The organism is uncultured Parvibaculum sp., assembly GCF_963975745.1.
GTDB lineage: Bacteria > Pseudomonadota > Alphaproteobacteria > Parvibaculales > Parvibaculaceae > Parvibaculum.
In genome coordinates this window covers 68,490-90,020 of sequence record NZ_CAXBIB010000005.1, presented here as the reverse complement: position 1 = coordinate 90,020, position 21,531 = coordinate 68,490, and the positions used below count along the sequence as shown (strand labels likewise).

At 65.0% G+C, this 21,531-nt stretch carries 26 protein-coding genes; 9 read left to right on the top strand and 17 right to left on the bottom strand.

All coding sequences use genetic code 11. The features are described from left to right. Window positions 1–135 precede the first annotated feature (135 nt). The 4 genes from AAC071_RS05685 to AAC071_RS05670 all read right to left on the bottom strand — a co-directional run bounded on the left by AAC071_RS05685 (window position 136) and on the right by AAC071_RS05670 (window position 3,048). Window positions 136–507, bottom strand: a complete 372-nt coding sequence (locus AAC071_RS05685) for a helix-turn-helix transcriptional regulator (protein ID WP_339830810.1) — start codon at window positions 505–507, stop codon at window positions 136–138. Beyond that, window positions 504–1,142 (bottom strand): Smr/MutS family protein, encoded by a 639-nt coding sequence (locus AAC071_RS05680; protein WP_339830809.1) that lies wholly within the window; start codon window positions 1,140–1,142, stop codon window positions 504–506. The genes AAC071_RS05685 and AAC071_RS05680 overlap by 4 nt, the downstream gene beginning before the upstream one ends. A 14-nt stretch (window positions 1,143–1,156) precedes the next feature. Then, window positions 1,157–2,209: an MltA domain-containing protein gene (locus AAC071_RS05675; RefSeq protein ID WP_339830807.1), complete on the bottom strand. Its 1,053-nt coding sequence runs from the start codon at window positions 2,207–2,209 to the stop codon at window positions 1,157–1,159. An 89-nt stretch (window positions 2,210–2,298) separates the two neighbouring features. Beyond that, window positions 2,299–3,048, bottom strand: a complete 750-nt coding sequence (locus tag AAC071_RS05670; protein WP_339830806.1) for a Tim44/TimA family putative adaptor protein — start codon at window positions 3,046–3,048, stop codon at window positions 2,299–2,301. Window positions 3,049–3,278: 230 nt separating this feature from the next. Between AAC071_RS05670 and AAC071_RS05665 the strand changes: the two genes are divergently transcribed. Continuing rightward, window positions 3,279–3,788, top strand: coding sequence for an FxsA family protein (locus AAC071_RS05665; protein ID WP_339830805.1), 510 nt, complete (start codon window positions 3,279–3,281; stop codon window positions 3,786–3,788). Between the two features lie 100 nt (window positions 3,789–3,888). After that, the gene (gene secB / locus AAC071_RS05660; protein ID WP_339830804.1) at window positions 3,889–4,389 is read left to right on the top strand and encodes a protein-export chaperone SecB; all 501 of its coding nucleotides are present in this window, start codon (window positions 3,889–3,891) and stop codon (window positions 4,387–4,389) included. A 10-nt stretch (window positions 4,390–4,399) separates the two neighbouring features. Here secB and dnaQ read toward each other — a convergent pair whose 3' ends face one another. From dnaQ to AAC071_RS05630, 6 genes are read right to left on the bottom strand one after another with little or no spacing between them, the layout of a single operon-like run. Next, on the bottom strand, window positions 4,400–5,098 hold the full coding sequence (gene dnaQ, locus AAC071_RS05655; RefSeq protein ID WP_339830803.1) for a DNA polymerase III subunit epsilon: 699 nt from the start codon (window positions 5,096–5,098) through the stop codon (window positions 4,400–4,402). A gap of 25 nt (window positions 5,099–5,123) precedes the next feature. Beyond that, window positions 5,124–5,552 (bottom strand): VOC family protein, encoded by a 429-nt coding sequence (locus AAC071_RS05650; protein ID WP_339830802.1) that lies wholly within the window; start codon window positions 5,550–5,552, stop codon window positions 5,124–5,126. Window positions 5,553–5,574: 22 nt separating this feature from the next. Next, a complete protein-coding gene (gene coaE, locus AAC071_RS05645) occupies window positions 5,575–6,201 on the bottom strand; it encodes a dephospho-CoA kinase (protein WP_339830800.1) in 627 nt (208 codons plus the stop codon). Window positions 6,202–6,214: 13 nt separating this feature from the next. Further along, window positions 6,215–7,093 (bottom strand): shikimate dehydrogenase, encoded by an 879-nt coding sequence (locus AAC071_RS05640; RefSeq protein WP_339830798.1) that lies wholly within the window; start codon window positions 7,091–7,093, stop codon window positions 6,215–6,217. Then, window positions 7,090–7,698: a Maf family nucleotide pyrophosphatase gene (locus AAC071_RS05635; protein WP_339830797.1), complete on the bottom strand. Its 609-nt coding sequence runs from the start codon at window positions 7,696–7,698 to the stop codon at window positions 7,090–7,092. The genes AAC071_RS05640 and AAC071_RS05635 overlap by 4 nt, the downstream gene beginning before the upstream one ends. A gap of 5 nt (window positions 7,699–7,703) precedes the next feature. Then, a complete protein-coding gene (locus AAC071_RS05630) occupies window positions 7,704–8,528 on the bottom strand; it encodes a pyruvate, water dikinase regulatory protein (protein ID WP_339830796.1) in 825 nt (274 codons plus the stop codon). A gap of 547 nt (window positions 8,529–9,075) precedes the next feature. Here AAC071_RS05630 and hemE point away from each other — a divergent pair. From hemE to rho, 4 genes are all read left to right on the top strand, one after another. Next, window positions 9,076–10,128, top strand: a complete 1,053-nt coding sequence (hemE, locus tag AAC071_RS05625; RefSeq protein ID WP_339830794.1) for a uroporphyrinogen decarboxylase — start codon at window positions 9,076–9,078, stop codon at window positions 10,126–10,128. Then, window positions 10,125–11,162, top strand: coding sequence for a ferrochelatase (gene hemH / locus AAC071_RS05620; protein ID WP_339830793.1), 1,038 nt, complete (start codon window positions 10,125–10,127; stop codon window positions 11,160–11,162). Before hemE ends, hemH begins: the two co-directional genes overlap by 4 nt. An 8-nt stretch (window positions 11,163–11,170) precedes the next feature. After that, window positions 11,171–11,614 (top strand): protoporphyrinogen oxidase HemJ, encoded by a 444-nt coding sequence (hemJ, locus tag AAC071_RS05615; RefSeq protein ID WP_339830792.1) that lies wholly within the window; start codon window positions 11,171–11,173, stop codon window positions 11,612–11,614. 320 nt (window positions 11,615–11,934) lie between these two features. Further along, entirely contained in the window at window positions 11,935–13,200 is a 1,266-nt protein-coding gene (gene rho / locus AAC071_RS05610; RefSeq protein WP_339830791.1) for a transcription termination factor Rho, read from the top strand. A 3-nt stretch (window positions 13,201–13,203) separates the two neighbouring features. Here the strand turns inward: rho and AAC071_RS05605 are convergent, their stop codons facing one another. From AAC071_RS05605 to AAC071_RS05585, 5 genes are all read right to left on the bottom strand, one after another. Further along, the gene (locus tag AAC071_RS05605; protein WP_339830790.1) at window positions 13,204–13,620 is read right to left on the bottom strand and encodes a GFA family protein; all 417 of its coding nucleotides are present in this window, start codon (window positions 13,618–13,620) and stop codon (window positions 13,204–13,206) included. 11 nt (window positions 13,621–13,631) lie between these two features. Continuing rightward, window positions 13,632–14,615 carry a quinone oxidoreductase gene (locus AAC071_RS05600; protein WP_339830789.1) on the bottom strand — a complete coding sequence of 328 codons (984 nt, stop codon included), beginning with the start codon at window positions 14,613–14,615 and terminating at the stop codon, window positions 13,632–13,634. Window positions 14,616–14,649: 34 nt separating this feature from the next. After that, window positions 14,650–15,273, bottom strand: a complete 624-nt coding sequence (locus AAC071_RS05595; protein ID WP_339830788.1) for a LysE family translocator — start codon at window positions 15,271–15,273, stop codon at window positions 14,650–14,652. Between the two features lie 68 nt (window positions 15,274–15,341). After that, complete coding sequence (locus tag AAC071_RS05590; protein WP_339830786.1) at window positions 15,342–16,034, bottom strand: dienelactone hydrolase family protein; 693 nt, start codon at window positions 16,032–16,034, stop codon at window positions 15,342–15,344. Window positions 16,035–16,123: 89 nt separating this feature from the next. Continuing rightward, the gene (locus AAC071_RS05585) at window positions 16,124–16,294 is read right to left on the bottom strand and encodes a hypothetical protein (RefSeq protein ID WP_339830784.1); all 171 of its coding nucleotides are present in this window, start codon (window positions 16,292–16,294) and stop codon (window positions 16,124–16,126) included. Window positions 16,295–16,394: 100 nt separating this feature from the next. Between AAC071_RS05585 and AAC071_RS05580 the strand changes: the two genes are divergently transcribed. Further along, window positions 16,395–17,330, top strand: a complete 936-nt coding sequence (locus tag AAC071_RS05580) for a transcriptional regulator GcvA (RefSeq protein WP_339830782.1) — start codon at window positions 16,395–16,397, stop codon at window positions 17,328–17,330. A gap of 3 nt (window positions 17,331–17,333) precedes the next feature. Here the strand turns inward: AAC071_RS05580 and AAC071_RS05575 are convergent, their stop codons facing one another. Together AAC071_RS05575 and AAC071_RS05570 are read right to left on the bottom strand one after the other, a co-directional pair. Next, a complete protein-coding gene (locus AAC071_RS05575) occupies window positions 17,334–17,537 on the bottom strand; it encodes a hypothetical protein (protein ID WP_339830781.1) in 204 nt (67 codons plus the stop codon). 20 nt (window positions 17,538–17,557) lie between these two features. Beyond that, a complete protein-coding gene (locus tag AAC071_RS05570) occupies window positions 17,558–19,645 on the bottom strand; it encodes a thioredoxin domain-containing protein (RefSeq protein ID WP_339830779.1) in 2,088 nt (695 codons plus the stop codon). Between the two features lie 91 nt (window positions 19,646–19,736). Here AAC071_RS05570 and AAC071_RS05565 point away from each other — a divergent pair, with 91 nt between their 5' ends. Together AAC071_RS05565 and mnmE are read left to right on the top strand one after the other, a co-directional pair. Beyond that, window positions 19,737–20,033, top strand: a complete 297-nt coding sequence (locus AAC071_RS05565) for a DUF6489 family protein (RefSeq protein WP_339830778.1) — start codon at window positions 19,737–19,739, stop codon at window positions 20,031–20,033. Between the two features lie 26 nt (window positions 20,034–20,059). Next, window positions 20,060–21,352, top strand: a complete 1,293-nt coding sequence (mnmE, locus tag AAC071_RS05560) for a tRNA uridine-5-carboxymethylaminomethyl(34) synthesis GTPase MnmE (protein ID WP_339830776.1) — start codon at window positions 20,060–20,062, stop codon at window positions 21,350–21,352. Window positions 21,353–21,531 lie beyond the last annotated feature (179 nt).

The following is a 21,531-nucleotide window of genomic DNA, read 5'->3' as shown; positions in this document are numbered from 1 at the left end:
TCAGGCCGGCACACCCGTCCATCTGCCTTGCCGCGAATCCTGGCGTCAGTTGTCAAATCGCGCATGGCGAATCCGTTTTCGGTGGACTTCGCCAATAGCGAGTCGTCACCTGCCCGGCCCTTCACCAGCAGCGAGTCATTCAACCTTGCGCCGCTTACGTGTGTCGAGAACCGCCAGCAACCGGGCAATTTCGGCCGGATTCATGTCGCCGATCTCTTCGGCGAGCCGGTTTGCGGCCTCCGTTGCCTCCGGGGCAAGACCCGATGTATCGATGACCACGCGCGGATGGGAAAGCCGCGCCAGGCGCTCCAGTTCCTCGGCTTCGTCCCAGATCACGTTGAAATAGCCGACGATTGCCTGCACCAGACGCCAGCTCGGGCGGCCGCGCCGGCCATGTTCCAGCGCCGAGAGATAGGCCGGCGTCACACGCAGGGCCGCCGCCATCTCCTTCATTGTCGTGCCGCGCGCGCGGCGCAGTTCGCGCAGTTTCCGGCCGAAGGGCGTCATCGTTTCCTGCGCAACCAGATATAGAAGGCGCCGCCGCCGCCATGTTTGGGGTGGGCCGGCTGGAAGCCCGAGAGATGAATGCGGAAGGCCGCTTCCTCAAGCCAGCGCGGCACGGCACTTCTGAGCACGCCCTGGCGTTCTGGCACCTCATAGAAGCTGGCGCCATGCAGCGTATGGCGCGCATAGGGCGAGGCGCCCTTGCCGGTGATCACCAGCAAGCAGCGCAGACCGCGCGCCCGCGAGCGGCTCAGAAACGACAGCAGCGCTTCATGTGCCTCGTGCTGGCTATGTCCGTGCAGATCGAGCGTCGCCTCGACCTCCATCTGGCCGCGGGCAAGGCGCTGGCTGACGCGGCGGTCGAGACCGGTCAGCAGCGGTGGCTCGGGCGCGCGTGTTTTCGCCGCCTTCGGCGGCAACGGCGCGGCGGGCGCGGTGCGGATGGGCGGGGGAACGATGGCGGCAAGCTCGGCGGCCTCGGCCAATGGTATTTCCACAGCGGGTTTCCGGCGGCGGCGGGGCAGCGGCTTTGCGTCCTTCACCACCGCGCGCCAGAGCTTGTTCTCTTCTTCGGTCAGCGGCCGCGCCCGCCGCCGCGACACTTTCCCGTCGTCATCGTTGTTGCCGCCGGTTGCCATCAAGCGCCTCCGGCCTATCGGGGGGCGATGGTTTTCGGCAGCAATGCGACAAGCGTGCCTTCGGCCTTCATGCGGCCGGCGATCTCGCCGGGTTCGTCGCCCGAGCCGAAAAAAATGTCGCCGCGCTGCCGCCCCAGGATCGCCGAGCCCGTGTCCTGCGCGACCATCAGATGCGCGAACGGCACTTCGCCGCGGCCATCGGGTGTCGGATGCCGCGTCGTCAGCCAGAACAGCGAACCGAGCGGATGCAGCGTGCGATCGACTGCGAGACTGCGGCGCGGCGTCAGGTTGACGCCTTCGGCGCCGGGCGGGCCAAGTGCCGGATCGGTATTCCTCAGTAGACGGAAGAAAATATAGGAATCGTTCTGCCGCATCACGTCGCGGCCCTCCGCCGGGTTGGCCTCGAGCCAGGCGCGGATCGTCTGCATCGAGACATCCTCGCGCCGGATCGCCCCGCGATCGATCAGCACCTTGCCGATGGAGGTATATTCGTGGCCGCTTTTCGCGGCGAAGGCGAGGCGCACTGTCTCGCCGTTCTCGAGACGCACGCGGCCTGAGCCCTGGACATGCAGGAAGAAGGCGTCGACCGGACTTTCGAGCCAGACCAGCGCCAGCGCATCATGATCGAGCGCGCCGTCCTCGATTTCGCGACGGGTCGGAAACCCGGCCCCGCCCGGACGCATCTCGAAGCCCGGCGGCGGCGCGAGTACCGGCGTCTGATAGGGCCCGTGGCGGGTCAACGCGCCGCGCATTTCGGGTTCGTAATAGCCGGTGAAGAGGCCCGTCTCGGCCGGAAGGCGCACCGGCACGAACCAGTGTTCGAAGAAGCCGCGCGCCGAGCCGGGTGCGACCGGCTGCAGCGCCGCGGCACAGGCCGGTTGCCAGTCGCCGGCCCGGCCATAGATCGATCCGGCGCCGGTCTTGCCGTCGAGCGGCGCGCCGGCATCGAGCTCTGCGATGCGGGCACAGGAGCGGGCAAAGGCCGCAAGCGCGGCGGCGTGGTCGTCTTCGGCCCAGCCTGCGAGATCGGCAAAAGACATCGCGGCCACATTTGCACGCGCATCCATGACGGTCGCTCCCGGCGCACAGGACAGAACGGCCAGCACCAACAAGGCCGGCAGGAGAGATCGCATCAGCCGGCGCATCGCCGCGCCGGTCAGGCGGAAGCGCCGGTCGCGACCAGCTTCCAGTTCGGATCGCGGCTCTTCACGTCGCGCTCGAAGGTCCAGACATCGTTGACCTCGCGGATCGTCACCGGATCGCCCTCGACGACAACGCCGTCTGCGTTCTTGGTGCAGGAAGTCAACTGGCTGCGGAAGGTGACGGTCAGGCGCGCGCGCGTGCCGTCAAGCGCGGCCGCACTGAGCTTTGCCCTGTCGATGCCGATGAAGCTCTGTTCCACCTGCAAATTCTTGCTTTCCCGCGCAGCAATGGCGGAATCGAATCCGGCAAAGACTTCGGCGCTCAGCAGCGGCCGCAAGGCCGCGCGGTCGCCTTCGGCATAGGCCGTGACGATCATTTCATAGGCCGCGCGTGCGCCGCCCAGAAAGGCTTCGGCATCGAAACCGCGATCGATCTGCGAAATGGCGGTCAGCGTATCGGCCAGCGGTGTACCGTCTTCGGCGATGCCGCGCCAGCGATTGCGAATTTCGAAGGGCTCGGCGAAAGGGTCGCCTGCTGCATCGACGGTACGGCTGCGGCCGGCGCTGTCGGCCTTTGTGCGCGGGCGTGTCGGCAGCGTCACGACCTTGTCGTTGCCCGCCGGCGTGCCGCCGGCCGGATTGCCCGCATCGGAATAGGGGTCGTAAGGCGGGCGCTCATGGCCGGTGCGGCGGCCGAGTACGCTTCTGAGCTTCAGAAAAACGCCGATCGCAATCGCGAGCAGAATGATGTTGAGAAGTGTCAAGCCGCCGTCCATTCGCTCGATGAGCCTTGCCTGTGAGCCGGATCGGACCCTTGCCGGGCCCCTGTTTTCATATAGAGCAGCAGCCCCGCGCCGCCCAATGGGTGACGGACGCCTCCAAGCTCGCTACTGTAATTCTAACCTAGGGCAATTGAAGCGAATTTGCTACCGGAGCCGTCGCGACGGATTGCCCGCGATTCACCCTTGCGGGGCCAAATGCCCCTGGAAACGCCTTGCCCCTCTTCGTTTTCCTGGTCCTTGTCGGCCTGCCGCTGGCCGAGATCGCCCTGTTCGTCGAAACCGGCCGCGTCATCGGCGCCTGGCCGGTCGTCGGCCTTGTCGCGTTGAGTGCGCTGGCCGGCATCTGGCTGATGCGGCTGCAGGGGCCGGCGACGCTGCGGCGCGCGCAAGCCGCCATGCAGCGCGGCGAACCGCCGGTGGCCGAAATGCTGGATGGCACCCTCCTGTTCGTCGCCGCGCTTCTGATGGCGACGCCGGGCTTTCTGACTTCCGCCCTCGGGGTCTTGCTGCTGGTCGCGCCGCTGCGCCGCCTCGCCGCGCGGTTTGCGGCACGGCGCTTCGCACAGCGGGCCCATCTCCATGTCCACGCCGCGCATATGCGGCCCGGTCCGGGCGGCCCGATCATCGAGGCGGAAGACTGGGAAGTCGATCCGGCGCCCGATGCGGAACCCGGCAACGACCCCGCATCGCGGCGCCTGCCGCCCGGCCGCAACGATGATTGAACGGCCCGGCTTTCTTGTCGCGGATCGGGTTCCGTGGTAGCCAGCAGCCTCGTCATTTGCTGACGCATGTCTTTACTGAAGAATATCGGGAGCGGCCGGGATGTCGGATCAGAGCACCAACAATGACGCGAACAACGCCGGGCAACCTGCCGTCGCACAACTTCGGATATTGACGCAGTATGTGAAGGATCTCTCTTTCGAGAATCCGAATGCGCCGCAATCGCTCGGCCCGGTCGAGGAACAGCCCAATATTTCGGTGCGGGTCGATGTCGGCGTGCAGCGCATGAGCGACACCGACTACGAAGTGTCCCTGAAGCTCGGCGCCGATGCCAAGACCGGCGACAAGACGATGTTCCTGGTCGAGCTCGATTATGCCGGCCTGTTCCGGCTGACCAATATTCCGGAGGCCAATCTCGAAGGGGTTCTGGTGGTCGAGTGCCCGCGCCAGATCTTCCCCTTCGCGCGCCGGATCATTGGCGACCTGACGCGCGATGGCGGTTTTCCGCCGCTGATGATCGACCCGATCGATTTCGTCACGCTTTATCAGCAGCGCCGTCAGCAGATGGCCCAGGAGCCGGCCGGTAGCGGCCAGCCCAACTGATCCGACCCGGTCAGGGTTTCGACGCCGCCCACAGGGTTTCGCCGCGCAAGTCCCCGACAAAGGCCTCATGGGCCTCGCGCTCGGCCGCGGTCAGGCGTGGCGGCAGCGGTTCGGGACGCGGCCGGGCCTGCGACCGGACAGGCTCGGTGCCATTGGCGCGGGCCGCGTCGATCTCGGCCTGCAGCACGAGACCGGGCTGGCGCCCGCCCATCAGTTCCAGATAGACCTCGGCCAGAAGCTCCGAGTCGAGCAGCGCACCATGTTTCGTGCGGCCCGAATTGTCGACGTTGAAACGCCGGCACAGCGCATCGAGATTGTTCTGCGCGCCTGGAAAGCGCCGCCGCGCGATGTCGAGCGTGTCGATGGCGCGTGCCATCGGCAAGGCCGGACGGCCGATCCGCGCCAGCTCGGCATTGATGAATCCCATGTCGAAATTTGCATTGTGAATGACCAGCGGATCCTCGCCGATAAACTCCAGGAACTCATCCGCCTTGTCGGCGAATTTCGGTTTGCCGCTGAGAAACTCGGCCGAGAGGCCGTGAATCTTCTGCGCCCCGTCCGGCATGTCGCGTTCGGGATCGAGATAGGTATGAAAGAATTTCCCGGTCGCCATATGGTTGAAGAGCTCGATGCAACCAAGCTCGACCAGACGATGGCCATCCTGTGGCGAGAGGCCGGTGGTTTCGGTATCGAGAACGATTTCGCGCATCGGCTCGTTGTCTCCGCTTTCTCTCTCAGCGTTCGGCAAAACGGAAGCTGCCATCCGCACCGATAATCGCGCCGGGATTCCAGGCCACTTCCCAGACATGCCCGTCGGGATCGGCGAAATAGCCCGTATAGCCGCCCCAGAAAGCATCGCAGCCGCGCTTCAGGATCTTTCCGCCGGCCGCTTCGGCTTCTGCCAGCAGCGCATCCACCTCGTCCTTTTCGCGCACATTATGCGCCAGCGCGATGCCCGAAAAACCTTCGCCATGGGGCGCCAGATTGGCATCTTCGGCCAGCGCATTGCGGCCGAACAGGGCGAAGACGATACCGCCGCATTGATAGAAGGCGACGCTGTCGTTGCTTTGCGGCAATGTCCGCCAGCCCAGCGTCTCGTAGAAGCCGCGGGCGCGGCCGAGATCGGCGACACCCAGCGTGATCAGGCTCAGTCTTTGTTCCATGACGCCATTCTAACGCCCTGAACTAGGCCTTGCCGAGCCTTTCCTTCAGCACCTTGCCCTCGCGGCTCTTCAATGCCTCGACGATGGCAGCGACCTGCGCGCGCGCATGATCGAGCCCCTTGTCGCTTTCGACGATGAAATCGGCGCGGGCGCGCTTTTCGGCATCGGGGACCTGTTTGGCGTGGATGGCCGCGAATTTCGCCTCGTCCATGTCGGGCCGCGCCAGAACGCGCGTCTTCTGCAAATCGTAGGGTGCGGACACCACCACCACCACGTCGACGCGGGCTTCGCCGCCGGTTTCGTAGAGCAGCGGAATGTCGAGCACCGCCATCCTGTGGCCGGCAGCCAGGCTCTCGCGCAGAAAGGTGACCTGCGCGTCGCCGACCAGCGGATGGACGATCGCTTCGAGTTTTCTCATCTCGTCCGGCAGGCCGAGCACGCAGCGCGACAGCGCCTTGCGGTCGACCGCGTCGTCGACAATCGCAGACGGGAAGGCGGCACGGATCGGCTCGACGGCCTTGCCGCCCTTCTCGTAAAGCGCATGGACAGCGGCATCGGCGTCATAGACCGGCACACCGAGTGCGCGGAACATCTTTGCGGTTTCCGATTTTCCCATGCCGATGGAGCCGGTAAGGCCGATAAGGAGCATGATCCGGTTCCTTTCACTTCTTTCCGATGTCGGCCAGCACGAGATTGCGCAATTCCGCGGTGACGTCGGGGCGCACGCCGAACCAGGCCTCGAAGCCCGGCACCGCCTGATGCAGCAGCATGCCGAGCCCGTCGACCGTCGGGTGCCCGGCTTCGCGGGCGCGGCGCAGCAGTCCGGTTTCGAGCGGCGTATAGACGATGTCGGTGACCAGCGCCGATTGCGGCAACGGCGCCAGATCGATGGTCACATCGTTCTCGCCCTTCATGCCCAGCGTGGTCGTGTTGACGAGGAGCCCCGCGCCATCGAGCGCCCTTGCCGCTTCGGCGGTCGAAAAGACTTTCGCCGATTTGAGTTCGAGATCGCGCATCAGCGCCTCGGCACGCGACCGCGTCCGGTTGACGATGCGGATTTCGGGCGCGCCTTCGTCTTCGAGGGCGGCGGCGATCGCGCGTGCCGCACCACCGGCACCGAGGATCACCGCAGGTCCGGCAGCAGCCGCCCAGGATGATGCGCGATCCTTCAAATTGGCGATGAAGCCATAGCCATCCGTGTTGCGGCCCTCGAGGCCTTTTGCCGTGGTGACAATCGTATTGACCGCCTTCAGGCGTCTTGCCACCGCATCATGGCGGTCGAGCGCGGCAAATGCCGTTTCCTTGTGCGGCACCGTCACATTGGCGCCGATGAATCCGAGCGAGGGCAATTCGCGGATCGTCTGTGCGGCGCCGTCCGGCGCAACGGCAAGGCTCACATATTCGGCATCGGGGATTGCGTATTTCTCGATCCAGTATGTGTGGATCAGCGGAGAGCGCGAATGCGCGACCGGCCAGCCGATGACGCAGACTCGCTTGAGATCCTTCTCGGCGGGCGCCCGCTCCTTGCTCGGCTCGGTCATGGCGTCACCACGCCATGCCGGCGCAATTCGGCCAGCAGCGGCAGCAAGGGCAGTCCGAGAATGGTGAAGTAGTCGCCTTCGATCTGCTCGAAAAGCTGCACGCCGGGCCCCTCGAGCTGATAGCAGCCAACGCTTTTCATCACCTTCTCACCGGCATTGGCCAGATATTCATCGAGAAATGTGTCGCTGAAGTCGCGCATGGTCAGATGGGCCTGTGCAGCATGGCGCCAGATGACGACATCGTTTGCCGCCAGCGCAACGCCGCTGTGGAGAATATGCGGGCGACCGCGAAAAGCCTGCAAATTGGCGCGCGCTTCTTCCATCGAGCGCGGCTTGTCGTAGCGGCGGCCTTCACAGGACAGGATCTGGTCGGCACCGATCACGAACGCGGCCGGATGCCGTTGCGAAACGGCCCTTGCCTTTTCCTCGGCAAGTTTCAGCGCCAGCATATCGGTTTCGTCCGCTCCCTCGCGGCCGGCGAATCCTTCCTTCAACGCATCTTCATCAAGCCGCGAATCCACGATCTCGAAAGCAAGGCCGGCGCCCTTCAGAAGGGTCGCGCGCACGGCGCTGGCCGATGCCAGGATGAGGGAAGGTTTCGTCATGCCGGTCAGCTGATCTTTTGCCGCTCATTATAGAGGTTGAGTACCGCAGCCGCGGTTTCCTCGATCGAACGGCGCGTCACATCGATCACCGGCCAGCCATTGCGGGCAAACAGCTTGCGGGCAAAGGCAACCTCTTCGGCAACGACTTCCGGCTCGACATAGGCCGTGTCGGCCTTCTCGTGCAGCGAAAGCAGCCTGTTCTTGCGGATTTGCACCAGGCGATCGGGGCTGGTTGTCAGACCGACGATCAGCGGATGCTCGACCGTCTCGAGGTCCGGCGGCAGGATCGTGCCGGGCACGATCGGGATATTGGCGGCCTTGATGCCACGATTGGCCAGATAGATGCAGGTCGGCGTCTTCGAGGTGCGGCTGACGCCGAGCAGGATGATGTCGGCTTCGTTGAGATCGCCGGCCGACTGTCCGTCGTCATGCGCCATGGTGAAGTTCAGCGCGGTGATGCGGCCGAAATATTCGGCATCCATTGTGTGTTGCGAACCGGGTTTGTGCGAGCTCTCCTTGCCGAGATACTGACCGAGTGCCTGCATGGCCGGATCGAGAACCGAAATGCAGGGCGACTGCAATTCGCGGCAGCGCCGTTCGAGCCGGTCGCGCAGTTCGTCATTGACCATCGTGAACATCACGATCCCGGGTGCGGATTCGATCTCGCCCAGCACGCGCTCAAGCTGCTTGGGTCCGCGCACCAGCGCATAGACATGCTCGATCGGGCGTGCGTCTTCATATTGCGCGCAGGCCGCGCGGGCCACCGTGTTCAGCGTTTCGCCGGTGGCGTCGGAGACCAGATGGAGATGGAAGACGCGTTTGCCGCTCATTCTTGTGCCGTGTTCCTGCTTTTCCTGGCGCCCTTCCGGGCCGGCGCGGCAAAGGTATCGGGGGCAGGGGAGAGGCGCCAATTCTTTTTGCGCAAGAGGCATAACAGCTATCGGCCATGTTGTGGCCGCGCCTGTGAATCCGTGTGATTAACGGGTGTAAGTCGCGCTTTCGCGCCAGGCCCTACATAGTCATACCCGTGTTTCGTTTTTACTCCCCCGTATCGTGCCCCGCTGCGTAAACCGGCGATCATGTCCGGAAAAACGGGTATGACCGGGCGGTCGGAATCGGGCGGTCGAGTTGTCCCCGTTCGTCATGTCTTGTTGACGCTTTCGCTCCCCAACCTATCTCGCTGAAGCCAAAGGAGCAGCGCTTTGACGGGCTGTATTTTGTCACAGCCTGTGGCATGAAGGACCGGCCATGGGCTTCGAAGAAGCTGCCCTTTCCAATCTGTGGACAAGCCTGCGCAAGGATTTGATCCCCACCATTCACAGGCATCCTTCACTATCCACTATTTTTAAGATTCTTGAATCGTAGGAGAAAGAACGGTTGAAAGCGGCAAGCGCTGGCGGGAAACGGCTTCTCAAGGCATTGAGACGCGAGCCGGTCGATCAGGTGCCTGTCTGGCTGATGCGCCAGGCCGGTCGTTACCTGCCCGAGTACCGGAAGGTGCGTGCCGAGGCCGGCAGCTTTCTCGATCTCTGCTACACGCCGGATTTCGCCGAGGAGGTCACCTTGCAGCCGATCCGGCGCTATGGTTTCGACGCCTCGATCCTGTTCTCCGATATTCTGGTCGTTCCCGATGCGCTCGGTCAGCCTGTTGCCTTCAAGGAAGGCGAAGGTCCGGTGCTCGAACCGATCCGGAATGCCGGCGAACTGGCAAAGTTGAAAAGCGTCGAGGGGCTGCGGGACAGACTGGCGCCGGTCTATGAGACGGTGCGGCGGTTGCGCAGGAGCCTGCCGGCCGAGACTACGCTGATCGGTTTTGCCGGAGCACCCTGGACCGTGGCGACCTATATGGTTGGCGGCAGGGGATCGCCCGATCAGGCGGCGGCAAAGGCATGGGTCTATACGGCGCCGGATGAGTTCCAGAAACTGATCGATCTTCTGGTCGCGGCAACCATCGAGCATCTCTCGGCCCAGATCGAGGCCGGTGCGGAAGTGGTGCAGATTTTCGATACCTGGGCCGGCAGTCTGCCGGAACTTTCCTTCAGGCGGTTTGCGATGACGCCGATGGCCGAAATTCGCACGGCCCTGAAGCAGCGCTATCCGGCTGTGCCGGTGATCGGCTTTCCGCGCGGTGCGGGTCCGATGACGGCCGCGTATCTCGATGCGACCGGAATCGACGGGCTGAGCCTCGATACTGCGATGTCGCCTGGCTGGGCGCGGGATCGGTTGCAGGGGACAACTTGCCTTCAAGGCAATCTCGATCCGTTGCTGCTGGTTGCCGGCGGTTCCGAAATGCAGAGACAGGTCCGCCATATCCTCGACACGCTGGGCCACGGACCGTTCATTTTCAATCTCGGTCACGGCATCGTTCCGCAAACGCCGCCCGATCACGTTGCTGAACTGGTCGAGCTGGTCCGGGAGTGGCGGCCATGACACGCCGGATCGCGATCGTCCTGTTCAATCTCGGCGGGCCGGATCGCCCGGAGGCGGTCGAGCCGTTCCTGTTCAATCTGTTCAGCGATCCGGCCATCATTCGGGTGCCACAGCCCTTTCGCTGGCTGATTGCCAGGCTCGTGTCGAAAAGACGCGCGCCGGTGGCGCAGGAGATCTATGCCGAGATCGGTGGCGGCTCGCCGCTGGTGCCGCTGACCGAGGCCCAGGCACGCGCCCTTGAGGCTGCATTAGCCGATGGCGAGTCCGAGTATCGCTGCTTCCTCGCCATGCGCTACTGGCATCCCTTCGCCGATGAAGCCGCCGCGGCCGTCAAGGCTTGGGGCGCCGACGAGATCGTGCTGCTGCCGCTCTATCCGCAATATTCGACGACAACGACCGAGTCTTCGCTGAAAGACTGGGACCGGGCGGCAAAGAGGGCGCGGCTTGCCGTGCCGGCAAAAGCCGTCTGCTGCTATCCGGTGACCGAGGGCTTCATTGCCGCACATGCGTCCTTGCTGGCCGAAGCGCTGCAGAAGGCCGGGCCGACCGACAATCTCCGGGTGCTGTTCTCGGCGCATGGCCTGCCGAAAAGGATTGTCGAGCAGGGCGACCCCTACCAGGCGCAGGTCGAACAAAGCTGTGCGGCCATCGTGGCGAAACTCGATCGGCCCGGCCTCGACTGGGTGACCTGCTACCAGTCGCGCGTCGGGCCGCTCGAATGGATCGGGCCGTCGACCGAGGCCGAGATCAAGCGTGCCGGCGCCGAGGGCAAGCGGCTGATCGTCGTGCCGGTCGCCTTCGTCTCGGAACATTCCGAAACGCTGGTCGAACTCGACATCGAATATGCGAAGCTTGCGCAGGAGAACGGGGTGCCGGCCTATTTCCGGGTGCCGGCGCTGGGCGTCCATCCCGATTTCATCGCTGCGCTGGCCGGTCTGGTGCGCGCGGCGCGGGACGACAGCGAGATTCTCTGCCCCGAAGAGGCGGCCGGGCGGCCCTGCACCGCCAAGATCATGCTCGAAACGGTCAACTGAGGCACGTCATGGATTTCCTTGCGGGTTACTACGTCTGGATCAAGGCGCTGCACATCATTTCGGTGATTTTCTGGATGGCCGGCATGGCCTATCTGCCGCGCCTGTTCGTCTATCATGCCGAGGCGGCGCCGGGCTCGGACAAGGCCGAGACCTTCAAGATCATGGAACGGCGTCTGCTCAGGGGCATCGTCAATCCGGCGATGATCGCGAGTTTCCTGTTCGGAATCCTGATGCTGGTCGCCAATCCGGCGCTGCTGTCGCAGGGCTGGATGCATGTGAAACTGCTGCTGATCCTGGTCATGTCGGCGCTGCACGGCTTCTTCGCGCGCTGGCGCAAGCAGCTCGAGCGGGACGAAAACCGCCACGATGCTCGCTTCTACCGGATCGTCAATGAGGGGCCGCCACTCCTGGTGATCCTGATCGTGCTGCTGGCGGTTGCCAAGCCCTTCTAGCCGGGCCGTGGGGCCCCGCACCAATTTTCGTTGAATTTTCCGGCGCCTGGTCTTATATCGGTTGCAAGCCGGATTTCTTCCGGTGGCCTTCTTTCAAGTCCTTTCCCGGCCCAGGCCTCAGACAGGCGGCGGCCAGAAGACCGCGCACAAGGCTCAAGACCCGCAAGGGACAGCCCTTCTCGTGCGACGGCGGAGAGAGCGAAGGCCCGCTTTCCCATCAGATTCTCATACGAAACACCGATCCGCCCTTCAAAACCCGCCCCTATAGGTCCCGCAACGGCCTTCCGGCGGCACCCTCCAAAGAAAGACCACCAAAGCCGATGACGCAGATCAAGCTGCAGGACCTCAAGGCCAAATCGCCGACCGACCTTCTGGCGCTGGCCGAGGAACTCGAAGTCGAGAACGCCTCGACGCTCCGGACGCAGGACATGATGTTCGCGATCCTGAAGCAATATGCCGAACAGAATATCGACATCATCGGCGAAGGCGTGGTCGAGGTGCTGCCCGACGGCTTCGGCTTCCTGCGCTCGCCGGAAGCCAATTACCTGCCGGGCCCGGACGATATCTATGTCTCGCCCTCGCAGATCCGGCGCTTCTCGCTCCGCACCGGCGACACGGTCGAAGGCGAGATCCGCAGCCCCAAGGATGGCGAGCGCTATTTCGCGCTGCTGAAGGTCTCGACGGTCAATTTCGAGAGCCCCGACAAGGCGCGCCACAAGGTCCATTTCGACAATCTGACGCCGCTCTATCCGGACGAAAAGCTCAATATGGAGGTCGACGATCCGACGCTGAAGGACAAGTCGTCCCGCGTCATCGACATCGTGGCGCCGCTCGGCAAGGGCCAGCGCGGGCTGATCGTCGCGCCGCCGCGCACCGGCAAGACGGTGCTGTTGCAGAACATCGCCCATTCGATCACCACCAACCATCCCGACTGCTATCTGATCGTGCTGCTGATCGACGAGCGGCCGGAAGAAGTCACCGACATGCAGCGCTCGGTCAAGGGCGAGGTGATTTCCTCGACCTTCGACGAACCGGCGACGCGCCACGTCCAGGTCGCCGAAATGGTCATCGAGAAGGCCAAGCGCCTGGTCGAACATGGCCGCGACGTCGTGATCCTCTTGGACTCGATCACCCGTCTCGGCCGCGCCTACAACACCGTTGTGCCGTCGTCCGGCAAGGTGCTGACCGGCGGCGTCGACGCCAATGCGCTGCAGCGCCCCAAACGCTTCTTCGGCGCGGCGCGCAACATCGAGGAGGGCGGCTCGCTGACCATCATCGCGACCGCGCTGATCGATACCGGCTCGCGCATGGACGAAGTGATCTTCGAAGAGTTCAAGGGCACCGGCAACTCGGAAATCATTCTCGACCGCAAGGTCGCCGACAAGCGCGTCTTCCCGGCGATCGACATCCTCAAGTCGGGCACCCGCAAGGAAGAGCTGCTGGTCGAGAAGGGTCAGCTCTCGAAGATGTATGTGCTCAGGCGCATTCTCAATCCGATGGGCACGGTCGATGCGATCGAGTTCCTGCTCGACAAGCTGAAGCAGACCAAGAGCAATGACGAGTTCTTCGACTCGATGAATACCTGAGGCTCAGGGCCGCAAGTTTTCCCAGCCCGGAAAGGCGCCGTCGAAATGCGGCGCCTTTTCGCTGTCGCGGTCCCATGCGGCTTTCGCGGCACAATGTTCCTGCGCGATGACGCGCGCCGCGACGTCGCCGTCAAGCGCATTGGCCGCGAGAATGACCGTCTCGTCAGGCTCGATCAGATTGGCGCCGGTCATCGCGGTGCCGCAGCGCGAACAGAACGAGCGTTCGAGGCCGGGCGAGCTTTGATGGACCGTCAGATGTTCGGCGCCTTCCCATGTCACCTCGTCGCGCAGCGCAACGCAGAAGGCGCCGGCCGCGCCGCCGGCCGCCTTGCGGCACATCGTACAATGACAGGTGACGATGCCGCTGATGCGCCTGGCGCGGAAGCGCACCGCGCCGCAAAGGCAGCTGCCCTCGATCATCGCTGCTCCTTTCAGGGCACCAGCACGCTGGCGCCGGTCGTCTTGCGCGCCTCGAGATCCATATGCGCCTTCGCGGCCTCGCCCAGCGCATAACGCTGATTGACCTCGATCTTCACCGCGCCTTTCGCGACGACATCGAAAAGTTCGGCCGCCATCTCCTGGAAGGCGGTCGGCGTTTTCAGCATGTAGTGGAACATGGTCGGCCGCGTCACGAAGAGCGATCCCTTCTGCGCCAGGATGCCGAGATCGACGCCGGTCACCGGGCCCGAGGCATTGCCGAAGGAGACCAGAAGTCCCAGGGGCGCCAGGCTGTCGAGCGAACCGATAAAGGTCGCCTTGCCGACGCCGTCATAGACGACCGGCACTTTCTTGCCGCCGGTGATTTCCTTGACGCGTTCGGCGACGTCCTCCTTTGTGTAATCGATCACGTGATCGCAGCCATGGGCGCGGGCCAGCGCCGCCTTCTCGTCGGAACTCGTCGTGCCGATCACGGTGGCGCCGAGATGCTTGGCCCATTGGCAGGCGATCAGGCCGACGCCGCCGGCGGCTGCATGCCAGAGGATCGTCTGGCCCTTCTCGACACGGAAGGTCTGGCGCAACAGGAACTGCGCGGTCATGCCTTTCAGCATCATCGCGGCGGCCTGTTCGTCGGCAACGCCGTCCGGAACTTTCGCAACCGTCATCGCATTGACGTTATGGGCTTCGGCATAGGCGCCGATCGGACCGGAGGCATAGGCGACGCGGTCGCCTTCCTTCAGATGCGTGACGCCCTCGCCGACCGCGGCAACCGTGCCGGCCGCTTCCATGCCGATGCCCGACGGCAGCGCCACCGGGTAAAGCCCCGAGCGGTGATAGGTGTCGATGAAATTGATGCCGATCGCCTTCGCGCGCACCTGCACCTCGCCGGGTTTGGGCCCCGCGAGTTCGACCTCCCTGAGCGCCATCGCTTCCGGTCCGCCGGTCTTCTCGATCCTGATCGCCTTGATCTTCTGCATGTGAATGCGCCTCTGTTGCTTTCTGGTGTTCGGATTATTTGCGGGCCAGCGCCAGGCCGATGCCGGCGCCGACCAGCACCGCGCCGGTGATGCGGTTGCGGATCGCCTGGGCGCGCGCGCCCTTCAGATAGGGCGCCAGCCTGCCGGCCGCGAGGCCGAAGGCGCCGTCCGACAATGTGCCGACCGCGATGAAACTTGCGGCCAGCAGCAGCAATTGCGGTGTCGCCGCTGCGGCCGGGCTGATGAACTGCGGAAAGAACGCCGCGTAGAAAGCCAGCGTCTTCGGATTGGTGACCGAGATCAGAAAGCCGCGGCGGTAAAGCGTTGCGGCGCTGTCGGTCTTTTTGAGTTGGGCCGGGAGATCGGGATCCTCATAGGGCGCGCGGAAGGCCTGCACACCGAGAAAGACCAGATAGGCCGCGCCGATCAGCTTCAATGCTTCCGACCAGGGTCCCAATGCCGCGAGCAGCGGCGCAAGTCCGAGGACCGTCAGCGTCATGTGAACGAGAAGCGCCGATGTGGTGCCGGCCAGTCCGATCATCGCCGCGCGCGGGCCCTGGCGGATGCCGCAGGCGACCAGATAGGTCACCACCGGTCCCGGCATCAGGCAGAGGATCAGCGTCGCGGCGATGAAGCCCAGATAAAGCTCGAGCGACAAAGGCAGCTCCACAAAGGAGCGTCATTGCTTCGTCGGCCTTGCGGCCTCCTCGCAATGACGATTGTTGTTTATCCCAGATGCCGGGCGAAGAATTTCAGCGTGCGGTCGTTGGCCTCGTCGGCGGTTGCCTTGTCGTAATGCGCGCCGCCGGGACGGGCGAAGGCGTGGTCCATCTCCGGATAGCGATGGATCGTCACATGGCTGTTGTCGCGCAGGCCCGCCACCACGGCCTCCTGCGCCTCCGGCGGCACGAATTCGTCCTTGCCGGCGATATGCAGCATCAGCGGCTTCTTGATGCCCCGGGCATCGTCGAGCCGGTTCTGGATGTTGACGCCGTAATAGCCGACCGAGGCATCGGTGCTGGTGTGGCAGGCGGCCAGATAGGCCAGCTGCCCGCCCAGGCAATAGCCGACCGTGCCGACCTTGCCGGACGAAAGCGGACGCAGCGTGCGGATGGTCGCGGCGATGTCGGCCACGCCCTTGTCGACATCGAACTTGCCGAAGAGATCGAAGGCCTTTTTCCACTCGGCTTCGCTCTGATCGGTGATGTCGATGCCGGGCTCGATGCGCCAGAAGAGATCGGGGCAGAGCGCCATATAGCCTTTGCCGGCCAGCCCGTCGCAGAGATCGCGCATCACCTTGTTGACGCCGAAGATCTCCTGGATGACGACAATGCCGGGGCCTGTGCCCGTTGCCGGTTTCGCGAGATAGCCCGTGAAGTTTCCGTCCGGGGTTTCGATCGCAATCGTGTCGCCGCTCATGGCCGGCCTCCTTCGTCGTCAACGGGGGAACGTCAGAGCCGGAACTCTAGCGATCCTTACCCGTCGAATCGAGGGAAAGCGGCAGTTTTTCAGGCGGCTTCGGCGGTTTCCGGACGGCCCAGCAGGGCGCGCAGGCGCAGCCGCGCCGGCAGGCGGCGGGGGCTGTCGTCGTGCTTGCCGGCCGGCTGTTCGCTGCGCGCGGACAGGGCGACGTCGAAGGCATTGACGTAGCTCGAGGCATAAGTGGCAAGGATGTTCATTTTATTCACCAATGGGTCTAGTCTGTGGGCTTGATATGCGCCTTGTCGTGGCCATTATCAAACGATCTTTTTGCACCGCAGAAGTGAGAAAAACTAACCTATGTTGACCCGCCGCCTGCCGTCGCTGAAAGCCCTGCGCGCCTTCGAGGCGGCCGCCCGGCTGGGCAGCTTCTCGCGCGCCGCTGCTGAGCTCGGCGTCACCCATGGCGCGGTCAGCCATCAGATCCGGGCGCTGGAGGAGGAACTCGGGGCGGCGCTGTTTCACCGCACCGGCCGCGCGGTCGAACTGACCGAGCGCGGCGCGCGGCTGCTGCCGGTGCTGTCGGCCGCCTTCGACCAGATCGCCGAGGGCTGGGTGCAGGCGGGTGCGCGCGACAGCGCCGCGCTGACGGTTTCGGTCGAGCCCTCCTTTGCCGCGCGCTGGCTGGTGCTTCGGCTCGGCAAATTCCACCGCGCCCATCCCGATATCGAGCTTCGGCTGATGCCGTCCTCCGAGCTGGTCGATTTCGAGCGCGAGGATGTCGATATCGGCGTGCGCTACGGGCTCGGCGGCTGGCCCGATGCGATCGCCGAGAAGCTCTTCGAGGCGACCGTCTATCCGGTCTGCGCGCCCTCGCTGATCGATCCGAAAAAGCCGATCCGCAAGCCGGAAGACCTGAAGAACTATCCGCTGCTGCATGAGGAGACGATGCAGCACTGGCTCAACTGGCTCGAAGGGGCCGGCGTGAAGAACCCGCGCTGGGCCGCCAAGGGCCCGCTCTTCATCGAGGCCAGCCTGGCGCTGCAGGCGGCGGCCGGCGGGCAGGGCGTGGCGCTGGCCAATGACACGCTGGCCATGGCCGATCTCGCCGAAGGCCGGCTGGTGCGGCTGTTCGAATTCGAGATGCCCGACGAGGAAGCCTATTGGCTGGTCTATCCCGAACGCAGCGCCGCCCGGCCCAAGGTGCAGGCCTTCCGCAACTGGATTCGCGAAGAGGCCGGCCTGCCGGCGACGGCGATGGGCGGTGGTGTGGGGAGAGGGCGGGGACGGAAGTAGGGATCAGGCGTCGGCGAGACCCAGCCGGTTCTCAAGCCGCGCCATGCGCTCGTCCAGACGGTCGAGGCGATTGGAGACATTGGCATACTGGTTTTCGAGAATGCCGAGACGCGATTTGACCTCGCGCATGTCCTTGGCGGCCCGATCGACTTTTTCGTCGAGACGGCGGAGATAGGTCAGGGCGGCGTTGTTTTGTCCCTCTGCCATCTGGAAATCCTACCCCGTAACTATCCCGTCCGCACCCGCCTGAGCTCCGCCAACAGCGCCGCCGCTTCCGTCAGCGGCAGCGAGCAGGTCTCGCCGGCACAGACATAAGCGGCCGGCTGGCCGCCCTGTTTCCCCTTGCCGCGCGCGGGGTGCCCCGCCGGCAGCGCCGCATCATCCGCGACCCGCATCAGCACGCGGTTCGGCAGTGCGACGCCGAAAGCGGCGCGGGCGAGGGGGGCGGTCTCTTCCGTGGTTCCCACCAGCACGATCTGGACGGGCCTGAGCCGCGTCTCGAAGCTTGCGATATAGGTGCCGAGCGGAAAGATGTTCTGCTGCAGCTCGCCGGCAAAGGCGCGGATGATCTCGTCGGCGCGGGCCATGTGGTCCGGTTTGCCGGTCATGAGCGCCAGCCGCGCGAAGACCGCGGGCAGGGTGCCGTTGGCGGCCGGCGTCGCGTCGTCGGCAACCGTCCGTCTGCGGACGATCAGCGCCGGGGCGTCGTCGGCGGTGAAGAAATAGCCGCCGTTTGTCCCGTCGCGGTAATGGGCGTCGAGTTCGGCGACCAGGCTTTCGGCGGCCTCGACATAGGCGCCGTCCCCCGTCGCCTCGTGAAGCGCCAGCGCGGCCGCGGCCATGTTGGCCAGATCGTCGGCCATGGCGAGATGCTGCAGGCGGCCGTCGCGCCAGGCGTGGTGCAGCCGGCGCTCGCCGTCCTTGTCTGGACGCATCGTCTCCATCACGAAGCGGAAGGCTGATGCTGCCATCTCGATCCAGCCCGGCTCGCCGAAAGCGGCGCCGGCACGCGCCAGGGCCGCGATCGCCATGCCGTTCCAGTCGGCCAGCACCTTGTCGTCGAAGCCCGGATGCACGCGCAGGTCGCGCTCGACGAAGAGGCGCGCCTTCAGCGGTTCGAGTGCGGCTTCCTCTTCGGGCGAAAGCGGCAGGTCGGCGCGGGCCAGCCGGTTGAGAATGTTTGCGTGTTCCCAGTTGCCTTCCGCCGTCACGTCATAGGCGGTCTTGAAGAGTTCGGCCTCGGCCGGGGTGAAGAGATTGTCGATCTCGGCTTCCGACCAGACATAGAACCTGCCCTCGACGCCCTCGCTGTCGGCATCCAGAGACGCGGCAAATGCCTTGTTTGTTTGCGCCTCGCTGCGGGACGAAGAAGCTCCTTGCCCGGCGCCGCCCTCGACAACCATCTCGCGGGCGATCCACTCGACCGTCTCGCGCACCCGGCGCGCGTAAAGCGGCTTGCGCGTCTCCTGCCAGACCAGCGTCAAAAGGTCGATCAGCAGCGCATTGTCGTAGAGCATCTTCTCGAAATGCGGCGCCAGCCAGAACTCGTCGACCGAATAGCGCGCAAAGCCGCCGCCGAGATGATCGTAGATGCCGCCCTCCGACATGTGGTCGAGGGCCCGCGTCACGGCTTGCGAAAAATCGGCGCGGCCGGTTTTCAGATGCGCGCGCAAGAGCAGGGTCAGGATCGGCACTTGCGGAAATTTCGGCGCGCCCTTTATGCCGCCATTCTCGCCATCCATCATCGGCAGCAATTTTTCGGCGACGATCAGCGGCACCTGTTCGGTCGGCTCGCCCGGCCGCGCGGTCGCCGATTGTTCGGCGAGTGCGGCCACCAGCGCCGTGCGGTTCTTGTCGATCTTTTCGGGTTCCTCGCGAAAGAGGCGCGCCACTTCCTCCAGCACCTGCACGAAGCCCGGCCGGCCGTAATTGGGTTCCTTGGGAAAATAGGTGCCGCCCCAGAAGGGCTCGCCGTCCGGCGTCAGGAACATCGTCAAGGGCCAGCCGCCCTGCTGTCCCAGCAGATGCAGCGCCGACATGTAGATCGCATCGATGTCGGGGCGTTCCTCGCGGTCGACCTTGATGTTGACGAAATGCGCGTTCATCACCGCCGCGACGCCCGGATCCTCGAAGCTCTCATGCGCCATCACATGGCACCAGTGACAGGCCGCATAGCCGACCGAAAGCAGGATCGGCTTGCCGGTCGCGCGCGCGGCCTCGAGCGCCGCCTCCCCCCAGGGATGCCAGTGCACCGGATTGTCCTTGTGCTGCAGGAGATAGGGACTCGTTTCATGCTTCAGAAAATTGCGTGACATCGGGCCTTCCGGACGATTGACTCGGGAGCGAACTGATTTGTTGCGGCAATGTGGGGCATATGATCCGCCCCGTCGAGAAAGAGATAGGGCAATGAAAGTCACGATCGATGTCGATCTCACCCCGGTTGAAGCGCGGCGGCTGATGGGCCTGCCCGATCTCGAACCGATGCAGCAGCGCCTGATTGCCGAGCTCGAGAAACGCATGGCCTCGAACCTCTCCTATGTCGATCCCGAGCAGATCGTGAAGGCGATCATGCCGGTCGGCGCACAGGGGCTCGAACAGTTCCAGAGCCTGTTATGGGGCATGGCGCAGACGGCGATGGGCGGCGGCAAGAAGCCGGCGAAAAAGGACGACGCCGGCAAAAGCGGAACGAAGAAGGAATCCTAGGCGCATAAGCAACGGATCGCCGCGACGTGGAAACGATTTATGCCCTGTCGTCGGCTTCGGGCCGCGCCGGCGTTGCCGTGTTGCGCGTCTCGGGGCCGCGCGCCCGCGCGGCGCTCGAGGCGCTGACGGGGGAGGGCGTGCCGCGCCCGCGCATGGCGGCGCTGCGCCGTTTCAGCGATCCCGAAACAGGCGCCGCGCTCGATCGCGGCCTGGCGCTTTTCTTTCCGGCGCCCGCAAGTTTCACCGGCGAGGATGTCGTCGAGCTGCATCTGCATGGCGGCCGCGCGGTCGTGACGGGCGTTCTCTCGGCGCTGGCGCGGCTGCCGGATCTGCGCGCGGCGGCGCCGGGCGAGTTCACGCGCCGCGCCTTCGAGAACGGCAAGCTCGACCTGACCGAGGTCGAAGGCCTTGCCGATCTGATCGATGCCGAGACCGAGGCCCAGCGTGTCCAGGCGCTGAGGCAGATGGAAGGGGCGCTGGGCCAGCTCTATGAAGGCTGGCGGGCGCGCCTCGTGCGGCTGCTGGCCCATGCCGAGGCCGAAATCGATTTTCCCGACGAGGAAGTGCCGGGCGACCTGATCGCGAAACTCGGCCCCGAGATCGCGCGGCTGCAGGCCGGGATCGCCGCGCATCTCGACGATGGCGGGCGCGGCGAGCGCTTGCGCGACGGTATCGAGGTCGCAATCGTCGGGCCGCCCAATGTCGGCAAGTCGAGCCTCCTCAACCGGCTGGCGCGGCGCGAGGCCGCGATTGTGTCCGATGAGGCCGGCACCACGCGCGACGTGCTCGAAGTCCGGCTCGATATCGGCGGCGTGCCGGTGACGCTGGCCGACACGGCGGGCCTGCGCGAGGCGGCGGGGGCCGTCGAGCGGGAAGGGGTGCGGCGCGCGCTGGAGCGCGCCGAACGGGCCGATCTGCGGCTGGTGGTCGCTGCGCCGGATGCCGGCGACTTCGCGCTGGCGCGGCCGGGCGACATCAGGCTCCTCAACAAGATCGATCTCGGGGCCGAGGTGCCGGCCGGCGTGATCGGCGTTTCGGCGGCGACCGGCGCCGGCCTGGACCTTCTGGAGGCGGCGCTGGCCGAGAAGGTCGGTCTGGCCTATGGCGTCAGCGAGCATCCGCTGATCACCCGGGCCCGGCATCGCGAAGGCTTGCGCGAATGCGCCGCGGCGCTGGTGCGGGCAGGCGAGGGCAGCGAGGCCGATCTCGTCGCCGAGGATCTGCGTCTGGCCGCCCGTGCGCTTGGCCGGATCACCGGCCGGGTCGATGTCGAGGAACTGCTCGACGTGATCTTCCGCGATTTCTGCATCGGAAAGTGATGAGCCGGATTGATGGACGCTTCCACCCTCCCCTCGGGGAGGGTCAAACGGCTGCTAGCCGTTTGGGGCGGGGGCAGGGCAGATGCCCGCGAGATAGTCGTTGATGTGTAGGGATGGGAAGCGCCGCGCCCCCGCCCCGAAAACTTTCGCTTCGCTCAATTTTTCGACCCTGCCCGAGG

Excerpts from the sequence above, each read along its gene's own strand:
- AAC071_RS05685 (WP_339830810.1), bottom strand. The coding sequence starts at position 507 with ATGACGCCCTTCGGCCGGAAACTGCGCGAACTGCGCCGCGCGCGCGGC.
- AAC071_RS05680 (WP_339830809.1), bottom strand. The coding sequence starts at position 1,142 with ATGGCAACCGGCGGCAACAACGATGACGACGGGAAAGTGTCGCGGCGG.
- AAC071_RS05675 (WP_339830807.1), bottom strand. The coding sequence starts at position 2,209 with ATGGATGCGCGTGCAAATGTGGCCGCGATGTCTTTTGCCGATCTCGCA.
- secB (WP_339830804.1), top strand. The coding sequence starts at position 3,889 with ATGTCGGATCAGAGCACCAACAATGACGCGAACAACGCCGGGCAACCT.
- dnaQ (WP_339830803.1), bottom strand. The coding sequence starts at position 5,098 with ATGCGCGAAATCGTTCTCGATACCGAAACCACCGGCCTCTCGCCACAG.
- AAC071_RS05650 (WP_339830802.1), bottom strand. The coding sequence starts at position 5,552 with ATGGAACAAAGACTGAGCCTGATCACGCTGGGTGTCGCCGATCTCGGC.
- coaE (WP_339830800.1), bottom strand. The coding sequence starts at position 6,201 with ATGCTCCTTATCGGCCTTACCGGCTCCATCGGCATGGGAAAATCGGAA.
- AAC071_RS05640 (WP_339830798.1), bottom strand. The coding sequence starts at position 7,093 with ATGACCGAGCCGAGCAAGGAGCGGGCGCCCGCCGAGAAGGATCTCAAG.
- AAC071_RS05635 (WP_339830797.1), bottom strand. The coding sequence starts at position 7,698 with ATGACGAAACCTTCCCTCATCCTGGCATCGGCCAGCGCCGTGCGCGCG.
- AAC071_RS05630 (WP_339830796.1), bottom strand. The coding sequence starts at position 8,528 with ATGAGCGGCAAACGCGTCTTCCATCTCCATCTGGTCTCCGACGCCACC.
- hemH (WP_339830793.1), top strand. The coding sequence starts at position 10,125 with ATGACACGCCGGATCGCGATCGTCCTGTTCAATCTCGGCGGGCCGGAT.
- hemJ (WP_339830792.1), top strand. The coding sequence starts at position 11,171 with ATGGATTTCCTTGCGGGTTACTACGTCTGGATCAAGGCGCTGCACATC.
- rho (WP_339830791.1), top strand. The coding sequence starts at position 11,935 with ATGACGCAGATCAAGCTGCAGGACCTCAAGGCCAAATCGCCGACCGAC.
- AAC071_RS05605 (WP_339830790.1), bottom strand. The coding sequence starts at position 13,620 with ATGATCGAGGGCAGCTGCCTTTGCGGCGCGGTGCGCTTCCGCGCCAGG.
- AAC071_RS05600 (WP_339830789.1), bottom strand. The coding sequence starts at position 14,615 with ATGCAGAAGATCAAGGCGATCAGGATCGAGAAGACCGGCGGACCGGAA.
- AAC071_RS05590 (WP_339830786.1), bottom strand. The coding sequence starts at position 16,034 with ATGAGCGGCGACACGATTGCGATCGAAACCCCGGACGGAAACTTCACG.
- AAC071_RS05585 (WP_339830784.1), bottom strand. The coding sequence starts at position 16,294 with ATGAACATCCTTGCCACTTATGCCTCGAGCTACGTCAATGCCTTCGAC.
- AAC071_RS05580 (WP_339830782.1), top strand. The coding sequence starts at position 16,395 with ATGTTGACCCGCCGCCTGCCGTCGCTGAAAGCCCTGCGCGCCTTCGAG.
- AAC071_RS05575 (WP_339830781.1), bottom strand. The coding sequence starts at position 17,537 with ATGGCAGAGGGACAAAACAACGCCGCCCTGACCTATCTCCGCCGTCTC.
- AAC071_RS05570 (WP_339830779.1), bottom strand. The coding sequence starts at position 19,645 with ATGTCACGCAATTTTCTGAAGCATGAAACGAGTCCCTATCTCCTGCAG.
- AAC071_RS05565 (WP_339830778.1), top strand. The coding sequence starts at position 19,737 with ATGAAAGTCACGATCGATGTCGATCTCACCCCGGTTGAAGCGCGGCGG.